This is a genomic window from Candidatus Cloacimonadota bacterium (genome assembly GCA_012522635.1).
GTDB lineage: Bacteria > Cloacimonadota > Cloacimonadia > Cloacimonadales > Cloacimonadaceae > Syntrophosphaera.
In genome coordinates this window covers 1-5,709 of sequence record JAAYKA010000035.1, presented here as the reverse complement: position 1 = coordinate 5,709, position 5,709 = coordinate 1, and the positions used below count along the sequence as shown (strand labels likewise).

Sequence of the window (5,709 nt, the reverse complement as noted above, 5' to 3'; positions counted from 1 at the left end):
TTCAAAAAACATCCCAGGCTTGCAAAGCGCTGCCAGAGAAGGTTCTTTGAATGCGATTTCCACGTATCCATCATTGAGCCATCTGGTGTTTGTGATGCTCAATTCACTAAACTTGGGCATCCGCGTCCTCCCAGGTGATTCTGCCATCCAAAAAGGTGTAAAGCACTCTCCCCGAAAGGCTTTGGCCCAGCCAGGGGCTGTTTTTACTTTTGGAAAGAATGTTTTCCGGGCTGAAAAGAGTTTGGGCATTGAGGGCGATAATGGTGAGATCAGCCGGCAGCCCTGCTTTTATCATGGCTGGTGGAAGGTCCATCAGCTCTGCCGGGGCTGAAGTTAAAGCTTCGGCAAGCCGCTCCAGGCTGAGGTGTCCAGGCTTGACCAAATGGTGATAAAGAGCGGGAAAAGCGGTTTCGAGGCCGATGATGCCGAAAGGAGCGTGGTCGAATTCCCGAACTTTTTCAAAATCAGCGTGAGGAGCGTGGTCTGTGGCAATGCAATCAATGGTGCCATCACGCAGCGCTTCCAAGCAGGCAAGACGGTCTTTTTCGGTACGCAGGGGCGGTTTCATTTTTGTGTTTGTATCAAAGCCGAGACAGGCCTCTTCATTCAGAATGAGGTGGTGAGGCGTGACCTCACTGGTGATTTTGGCGCCTCGTTCACGAGCTTGGCGTACCATTTCGATGGAACGCGCTGTGCTGATGTGGGCAATGTGCAATTTTGCGCCCGTGTTTTCCGCCAGCATGATATCGCGGGAAACAATCACCTCTTCAGCCAGGCTGGGAAGACCGGTCAAACCAAGACGGGAAGATACTTTGCCGTGGTGAATCTGCCCTTTTCCAGCCAGGTCATAATCTTCAGCATGCACCACCAGGGGCAAGCCAAAATTCATGGCATAGTGGATGCAATTGAGCATCAGTTTGGCGTTTTGAACGCAGCCGCCATCATCGGAAACCGCAACTATCCCGCCGGATTTCATGGTTGCCATTTCGCTGATTTCGAGGCCTTCGCTTTTTTTGGTCATGGCGCCGATCACATAAACCTTTGCAAAACCAAGGTCTTTGGCACGGCGCTGGATGTAGTCCACAGTGGCGATATTATCCACCACAGGTTCGGTGTTTGGCATGGTGCAAAGGCTGGTGAAACCACCATGGGCAGCGGCTCGGGTTCCGGAAACGATATCCTCTTTATAGGTTTGGCCTGGATCACGCAGATGGACGTGTAAATCCACAAAACCGGGAAAAACGTGTTTCCCACTGGCGTCAATAATCCTGTCCGCTTTATCGGGCAGACTTTTGGCGATTTTTTGAATTTTCTCTTTTTTAATGAGGATGTCGCGAAGCTGAAACTTCCCGTTGATATAGGCGTTGGCGTTTTTGATGAGTGTTGTCATGATTGCCTCCTTTTACAGTTTTCCACCCAAGATGAGGAACATCAGCGCCATGCGTACTGCCACGCCGTTCGCGACCTGTTCCACGATGATACTTTGCTTGCTATCCGCAATCTCCGGAAGGATTTCCACGCCGCGGTTCATCGGTCCGGGGTGCATGATGAGGGCGTCACGTTTGGCAAACTTTATGGTATCCTGAGAAAGCGCGTAGTGTTTACTGTATTCCTCCAAACTGGGGAAAAGGCCTTCCGTCATGCGTTCAAACTGCATGCGCAGACCCATCACGATGTCGGCGTCGCGCAATGCTTCGCACAGCTCATACTGCACCCGGCAGTCATAAAGCTCTTCCAGATGCGGCGGCATCAGGGTTCGGGGTCCGCAAACCGTGACATCCATGCCCAGCTTTTTCATGCCGATGAGGTTTGAACGCACCACGCGGCTGTTGAGAATATCGCCCACAATGGCAACTTTGAGTCCCTTGAGGTTACCCACATGTTCCCAGATGGAAAATATATCCAACAGAGCCTGAGTGGGATGAGCGTGACGCCCGTCACCGCCGTTGATTACTGGCTTTCCAGAATATTTATGAACCAGTTGGGGACTGCCGGGGCTGCTGTGACGGATGCAATAGAGATCGATGCCCATGGCACCCAAAGTGTAGATGGTATCCTGCAGGCTTTCACCTTTTTGCAGCGAGGAGATGGATGCCGCAAAGCTTACCACATCAGCGCTGAGGCGTTTGGCTGCCAGCTCGAAACTCATGCGGGTGCGGGTGCTGTCCTCCACAAAAAGCGTGCAAACCGTTTTTCCACGTAGGGTTGGGATTTTTTTGTATTGGCGCAGATTAATCTCTTTCATCGCCTTGGCGGCTTCCAAGATATACATAATCTCTTCGCCGGAATAGTCTTCCAGCCCATACAAGCTCCGACCTAAAAACTGGGGTGTGGTTTCCATTCTTTCTCCTTTCCGGCTCTCTGGCCCGGATTAAAGGTATTTGTGTCAAAATGCAGGAGACCGCGTTCCGGTCAAGCTTTTTTTCTAATGTCTTTCTCCGGAGGTTTAACTCAATTTATATGAAGGTTTTATGAGCAGATTGATTCTGACTGTTTATTAGGATGATTCGGCTTTCACTTGCTTGCCGCCTTTAGTATTCCTTATGTTTCAAAAGCAACCTTAAGCGACACAAAGGTTTAGGGCTTGTCGAGCTTTTTGCAACAGACTCGTTCCTATATATAGAGCGCGATAATTTATCCCAAGATTGAGAGATGAGCGGTTCTTTTCTTTGAAGAAACGGAAGCTTTTCACATTATTTAGGCTAATCGGGTTAAAAACCTTGACCGATAAGCGCCTTTTCATTTTTTGGTGCGAAAATGATAAAAAAGTATAGGAGACATATCAATGAAACGCTTAGTGATACTTTTGGCTGCATCAATGATTCTTCTGGCAGCCTGCTCCACAACCCGTGAAAAGCTGAGCCCAAGAGCGATGGTGGATCTCAAATCCGCCGACGTCGCTTACAACCAACAGAATGTTGAGGAAGCCCTCTCGCTTTATGAAAATGTTCTGGCAGACAACCCCGCCCATGCCCACGCGCTCAGAAGGCTTTCCGATATTAACTATTATTTTGCTGAAAACAACCCCGACAAAGCTGTGGAAGGAAACATGACGGCTTTTTCCGGCTATGGTCAAGCCATTAAAATCATGGAAAAATATGAGAAACCCACTGATAAAGAACGTGCCGCCATCCGCGATATGAAAAAACGCCGTACCAGCGCCTGGGCACGTGTGTTCAGCGCCGCTGAAGCTGAAGAAAAAGCGGGAAACACCGCCGCTGCCATTGAAATCTATGAACAGGTTTCGGCGTTGGACACAGAACGCACCGAACCGCTTTACAAGCTGGCAAACATATATCAGCAAGAGCTTAAAGACGAAGCCAAAGCCGAGGAAATTCTGCTTAAAATCTATAGCGTGAATCCAGAGGATGTGAACGTTCTGCAGCAAATGGGTATTTTCTACCTGAATAAAAAAGAATATGAGACCGCAATCGGCTACTTCGAAAAAGTCAAGGTGACTGAGCCCATGAATGTGAATAACCTGATGAACCTTTCCTATTGCCAATTTGAGCTTGAGCAATTTGACGCCGCCAAAATAAACAACGAACTTGTGTTGGCATTGGAGCCCAGAAACGAAGACGCGCTTTCGGACGCCAGATATATCGCCCTGAAATTGAATGATAATCAAACCGCGGCAAACCACCTGAAAAAGCTTTTGGATATTCGCGATAACGATACAGACTATCAGGATATCTGCGCCCTTCTGAACCAGCAGGAACGCTTTGATGAGCTCATCACCTATGCCCGCAGATGGCATGAATATGATGAAACCAGCCAGTTTGCCGTACAATTCGTAATCCTGGGCGCTCAAAAAACAAAAAACAAGAGCCTCGAAACCGAATTCAGCAACATCCTTAAAAACCTGAAATAAAGCATTTTAGATAAGAATTAAGCCTGTCCATAGGGGCAGGCTTTTTTTGCAACTGATGAAAAAACAACAGCAGGCTTATTATTACGCTTTGGGCGCGGTGCTGGCATGGTCAACTGTGTCAACCGCGTTCAAGCTGAGCCTGAAACATCTCACACCGTTGGGATTGCTTGTTTTTTCCTCGGCTGCGGCAAGCTTGTTTTTGGCAGGTTATTGGCTTTTAAGCCCCAAAACACCTGCGAGTGGAAATTGGAAACGCTCCATCCCGGCGGGGCTTTTAAACCCTTTTGTGTATTATCTGATGCTTTTTGCCGCCTACGACAGGCTGCGCGCTCAGGAAGCGCAGGTTTTGAACTACACCTGGGCGATTGTTTTGGCATTGGGTTCCGCAATTATCCTGCGCCAACGCTTGCGTCCCAAGGATTTGGTCGCTCTGCTTTTAAGCTTTTTGGGGGTCGTTGTAATCTCCACCCGGGGAAATCTTTTTCAGCTCAGGTTCGATAATCCGCTTGGCTCATTTTTGGCGGTTTCAACTTCCATAGTTTGGGCTTCATATTGGCTGTTGAACATGAAGGATCCTCGCCCCGCGAAAGACAAGCTGGCATTGAACTTTGCAGTCGGAACGGTGAGCGCGCTGTTATATGCAGCGATTGCTGGAAAGCTGAATTATCAAGGGCTTTTTACGGATGATGGTACCGTCTGGGCTGGGCTTCTGGGTGGACTTTACGTGGGGATTTTCGAGATGGGTTTCACTTTCATAATTTGGCAGAAAGCGCTGGATACGAGTGAAAACACAGCCTCGGTTTCAAACCTGATTTTTCTGACACCTTTTGTCTCACTGCTTTTCATCACCCTGGTTTTGAAAGAGAGCATCCATCCAGCCACGTTCTTGGGGCTGATTTTGATTATGGGCAGCAATCTTTGGCAAAAACGTTGAGCTAAAACAGGATTTCCAGTTGCTCGTTATCAGGGTTTGAATCGAAAACCAATTTATCCACGCCCACACCCAATAATCTGACTTTTCGGTTTTCATCCCAATTTTCAGCCAACAGTTTTTGGGCATACTGAAAAAACACATCTTCATCTGAATTGGTTTCAGGAAAGGTGCAGCTTCGGGTGATGCACTGAAAATTGTCGTATTTTATCTTGATGACCAGGTTTTGAGCTTGGATTTTGTGGGATGCCATCCGGGTTACCAAACGTTCCACAAGTGCCCGCAATTCTTCAAGAATTTCTTCGATTGAAGCAAGATCGGTGTGAAAAGTCCTTTCGCAACTGATGGATTTGGGGTCGGATTCCGAAACCACTTCGCGGTTGTCTATGCCGCGCACAACATTATAAAAATAAATCCCGGTTTTTCCGAAGCGACGAAATAACTCTGTCAGCTCTCTGCGATAAAGGTCTTCCCCATTGTGAATGCCAAGATTTTTCATGCGGGTGGCTGTAACTTTGCCGATACCGTGGAATTTTTCGATGGGCAAATCAAAAAGAATTTTCTGGGCGTTTTGTTCCGTAATTTGGCAAAGGCCGTCTGGTTTTTCCAGCTCTGAAGCAAGTTTTGCCAAAAACTTATTGAACGATACCCCGGCGGAGCAGGTTAGCTGCGTGGCTTTCAGAATATCAGTTTTGATACTGCGGGCGATTTTCATCGCGTCTGGTTCGTCGATTTTGTTTTCGGTTACATCCAGATATGCCTCATCCAGGGAAAGGGTTTCCACTTTATCCGTGTAGCTGCGAAAGATTGTTCTGATTTGCTTTGAAACCTCGCGGTAGAGCGCAAAATTGCTCATGATAAATATGCCCTGCGGACAAAGCTGCCAAGCTTGACTTGAGCTCATGCC

The 5,709-nt window shown here is 48.0% G+C and carries 5 protein-coding genes; 2 read left to right on the top strand and 3 right to left on the bottom strand.

What is annotated here, in order from left to right:
• Positions 1-106 precede the first annotated feature (106 nt).
• A complete protein-coding gene (locus GX135_02060; GenBank protein ID NLN84872.1) occupies positions 107-1,390 on the bottom strand; it encodes a dihydroorotase in 1,284 nt (427 codons plus the stop codon).
• A gap of 12 nt (positions 1,391-1,402) precedes the next feature.
• Positions 1,403-2,341 carry an aspartate carbamoyltransferase catalytic subunit gene (locus tag GX135_02055; GenBank protein ID NLN84871.1) on the bottom strand — a complete coding sequence of 313 codons (939 nt, stop codon included), beginning with the start codon at positions 2,339-2,341 and terminating at the stop codon, positions 1,403-1,405.
• Positions 2,342-2,785: 444 nt separating this feature from the next.
• Between GX135_02055 and GX135_02050 the strand changes: the two genes are divergently transcribed.
• On the top strand, positions 2,786-3,871 hold the full coding sequence (locus GX135_02050; protein NLN84870.1) for a tetratricopeptide repeat protein: 1,086 nt from the start codon (positions 2,786-2,788) through the stop codon (positions 3,869-3,871).
• A gap of 55 nt (positions 3,872-3,926) precedes the next feature.
• The gene (locus GX135_02045) at positions 3,927-4,805 is read left to right on the top strand and encodes a DMT family transporter (protein NLN84869.1); all 879 of its coding nucleotides are present in this window, start codon (positions 3,927-3,929) and stop codon (positions 4,803-4,805) included.
• A gap of 1 nt (position 4,806) precedes the next feature.
• Here GX135_02045 and dinB read toward each other — a convergent pair.
• Positions 4,807-5,709: DNA polymerase IV (gene dinB, locus GX135_02040; protein ID NLN84868.1), on the bottom strand; the 903-nt coding region annotated here is incomplete at its 5' end.